4 protein-coding genes are annotated in these 2537 nt (G+C 39.7%); all 4 read left to right on the top strand.

The window, feature by feature from the left end:
• The first annotated feature begins 72 nt into the window (after nucleotides 1-72).
• From ABZA26_RS12445 to ABZA26_RS12430, 4 genes are read left to right on the top strand one after another with little or no spacing between them, the layout of a single operon-like run.
• Nucleotides 73-639 (top strand): antA/AntB antirepressor family protein, encoded by a 567-nt coding sequence (locus tag ABZA26_RS12445; RefSeq protein ID WP_372714835.1) that lies wholly within the window; start codon nucleotides 73-75, stop codon nucleotides 637-639.
• A gap of 60 nt (nucleotides 640-699) precedes the next feature.
• The gene (locus ABZA26_RS12440; protein ID WP_372714834.1) at nucleotides 700-1092 is read left to right on the top strand and encodes a phage tail protein; all 393 of its coding nucleotides are present in this window, start codon (nucleotides 700-702) and stop codon (nucleotides 1090-1092) included.
• The gene (locus tag ABZA26_RS12435) at nucleotides 1092-1376 is read left to right on the top strand and encodes a hypothetical protein (RefSeq protein ID WP_372714833.1); all 285 of its coding nucleotides are present in this window, start codon (nucleotides 1092-1094) and stop codon (nucleotides 1374-1376) included. The genes ABZA26_RS12440 and ABZA26_RS12435 overlap by 1 nt, the downstream gene beginning before the upstream one ends.
• Entirely contained in the window at nucleotides 1369-2490 is a 1122-nt protein-coding gene (locus ABZA26_RS12430; RefSeq protein ID WP_372714832.1) for a baseplate J/gp47 family protein, read from the top strand. The genes ABZA26_RS12435 and ABZA26_RS12430 overlap by 8 nt, the downstream gene beginning before the upstream one ends.
• The last annotated feature ends 47 nt before the right edge of the window (nucleotides 2491-2537 follow it).

The raw sequence follows: 2537 nt of genomic DNA, 5'->3' as shown, positions 1-2537 counted from the left end.
GCTTTGCGACAAAATTTATGTGACATCAGAAAAAGTGGCAATAGAGATAGCCATGAAGGTAGGTGGACATAAATGCTAGTAAAAGTAAAAAAAGGTATACACGGAGAGAGCCTGGTATCAGCAAGAGAACTGCATGAGTTCTTAGAAGTAAAAAGAGTTTTCACAAGTTGGATTAAGGAAAGAATTGAAAAATACAAATTTGAAGAGAGCCTAGATTTTACTAGGCTTTGGAACAACACCAAATCGGGTGTCGTTGTGGAATTTAATGGAAACAAGCATTCAATGGTTCAAAAAGGATATCAACTGGATTACATTATAACGGTAAACATGGCCAAAGAACTTTCCATGATCGAAAACAACGAGAAGGGGAGACAGGCAAGGAAATACTTTATCGAGTGTGAAGAGCAATACTATAAAGTGATAGAATCTATCAACAATATTGAGTTTAATCCAAGGCTTAGAGAGATAAAAGAACGTGTAGACAAAATCAAGAATCTGGAAGAGCAACTAAGAGATCTTCAAGAAAGGATAAAATCTGAATACACGATACTTAGCGCTCACGCTTCGAGAATGGCCGATATAATCGATACTGAGAGTACACAATCAATACTTACATCTAAAAAATTTGGAAGCAAATAAAAGAAACTATCCCTGATTTATTTCAGGGATTTTTTTTATGAAAAAATATGAGGTGAAAATATGGCTATAGGAGCATTGGGCGACATCGCTTTTGAAGCAAGTGTATTTAAAATATTAACTTTTGATAAACTGAAAAAATCCGGGAATGCACGCTGGTCTGAGCATAGTATCATAGGAGAAAAACCAAAACTCGAATTTCTCGGGCCAGGTCTCGAAGAAATAAGTTTTGAAATCCACTTTAATTCGCTATTTAATGTAAGCCCTGAGATCCAAATAGAGAAGCTACGGACTTATAGAGATACTGGAGAAGTGCTTACCTTTGTAATGGGAAACAAGATGGTAGGGAACGGAAAGTACGTAATACAAGGTGTGGACGAGACACATACGGCTTACAACCAGAACGGGAAACTCATAAAAGCAAATGTAAATATAAGTTTGAAGGAGTATGAATAATGGCGGACTTTGACTTTAATTTATCCGGAAATGAAAAAATAATACAGAATGTAAATAATACAGTTAGCAGAATAAGAGGCACCCTCCCTTTGAACAGGGGGAAGGGCATATCAAATGATTATGTCGACGAGGCTCAGGGGATCTCAGAAGCAAAAATGACCGTCGAAATAATAGAGGAGATCGAACGGGAGGAACCGCGGTATCAAGTAGAAGGGGTGACCTTTGAATATGATGAAAACGGTAAAACAGTTCCGAGTATAGAGGGGGTGATAGTAGATGAGTAGTCTTAACAGTCTTCCAGAAATAGATTTTATAAATTTGGATGCCGATGAAATGAAAACCGCACTTATAAATCTGTACGAGTCTATGACTGGGAAAACTCTGGCTCAAGGGGACGGTGAGAGGGATTTTGTAGAATTTATGGCAGCCATAGTTATAATCCTTGGTAATGATATAAATACTACAGGTAAAATGAACCTACCAAGATATTCTACAGGAGATTATCTTACACATTTGGGAGCGTTTAGGGGAGCAACTAAAAACACCGCCAAAGCAGCAGTTACAACTGTGAGGTATACTTTTTCTAAAACGTTTGGGTCAATACAAACTATTCCTGCAGGTAAAAGAATAACGGCGGGAGGAGAGGTGATCTTTGCAACAGATGAAGATGCGGAACTGCCTACAGGCGAAATCTTTATAGATGTACCTGTGACGTGTACAGTGGCAGGAGAAACAGGAAATGGATTTGTAGCCGGACAGATAAACACAATGGTCGACCAAGTTGACTTTGTAGAAAGCGTTTCAAACATTACAGAAAGTGAGGGGGGAGCCGAAGATGAAAGTGAAGAAGAGTTCGCAGAAAGGATCCACGAAGCTCCTGAAGGATTCTCAGTAGCGGGACCAAGCGGAGCTTATAAGTATTTTACAAAAGAAGCTCATCAAAGTGTAGTGGATGTATATGTCGGTAGCCCGACTCCTGGGACTGTAGAAGTAAGACCTCTTTTGTCAGGAGGGGTTATCCCCGGACAGGAGACATTGGATACCATAAAGGAATATCTTACAGCTGAAGAAAAGAGGCCTTTGACAGACAACGTCGTGCTTGTTGCTCCGGAATCTGTAGATTATACAGTAGAGGCAACTTACTATGTGGGTAAATCAAATGAAAAACAGCTAAATGCAATAAAAAATGCCGTAGAAGACGCCGGTGATGAGTATAGGGGCTGGCAGAAAGAGGCGCTGGGGAGAGATATAGACCCGCAGGAGTTAATAACACTGTGTAAGAACGCAGGTGCAAAGAGGCTTATAATAACTACACCAGAATTTATAGAGGTCCTTGATTATCAGGTGGCTCAAGATACAAGTTTTACACTGACATACGGGGGTGTAGAGAATGACTAAGATAGCAGATCTTGATTTTACATCTCTACTACCTGAACACCTCAGGC

Origin of the sequence: Ilyobacter sp. (assembly GCF_041583315.1) — a bacterium.
Classification (GTDB): Bacteria; Fusobacteriota; Fusobacteriia; order Fusobacteriales; family Fusobacteriaceae; genus Ilyobacter.
The sequence above is the reverse complement of the archived record's forward strand: the minus strand, read 5'-3'. Positions and strand labels throughout refer to the sequence as shown.